The sequence below is a fragment of the Cupriavidus sp. 8B genome (assembly GCF_054589115.1).
This window is the reverse complement of record NZ_BAAILO010000583.1, coordinates 1-548: the sequence shown is the minus strand read 5'-3', so window position 1 is coordinate 548 and position 548 is coordinate 1. Positions and strand designations below refer to the sequence as shown.

Below are 548 nucleotides of genomic sequence, written 5' to 3'. Positions count from 1 at the left end.
CAGCAGCAGGAGGAAGCGCGCAGGCTGGCGGCACTGCAGGCGGCATCGGCCACCAAGGCCGAGCCGGCAAGCAAGGCCCCGGTCATGACGGCAAAGGACTTCGTGCAGCCGCCCGCGACGCCGGCCACCGGTGAGCTCGCCAAGGCGAATGACACGGATACCGTCATGTCCTCGCCGATCTTCAAGCAGGACGGCGGCCGCATGCGCCGGGACGCTGGCAAGCGCCAGCCTGATCTTGCGGGTGTTGTCGATCCGGCCCAGATGCGCAGCCAGCAGCAGGTCGCCGCGGCCGGCATGGATGCTCTGGGCGGCGTGGGCGGCATCGGCGCGGGCACACCGGGCGGCGGCGATACCGCGCCCGTGTCGAGCGACAAGCAGTTCCTGCGCGGGGCGGCGGCCACCACCTTCACCCGCACCGGGTTCGCCGGCAAGCTCGCGCCGTGCACGGTGAGCCAGGGATTCGTGATTCCTGCTACCTTCGTCGGCGGCCTCAATTCGGACAAGCCCGGCGAATTCCGCGCCACCGTCACGAACGACGTCTACGACAC

1 protein-coding gene is annotated in these 548 nt (G+C 70.3%); it reads left to right on the top strand.

Annotated features, from left to right (window positions below):
* Positions 1–165 precede the first annotated feature (165 nt).
* On the top strand, positions 166–548 hold a 383-nt coding region (locus ACYP5B_RS49005), incomplete at its 3' end, for a TraB/TrbI/VirB10 family type IV secretion system protein (protein ID WP_459574702.1).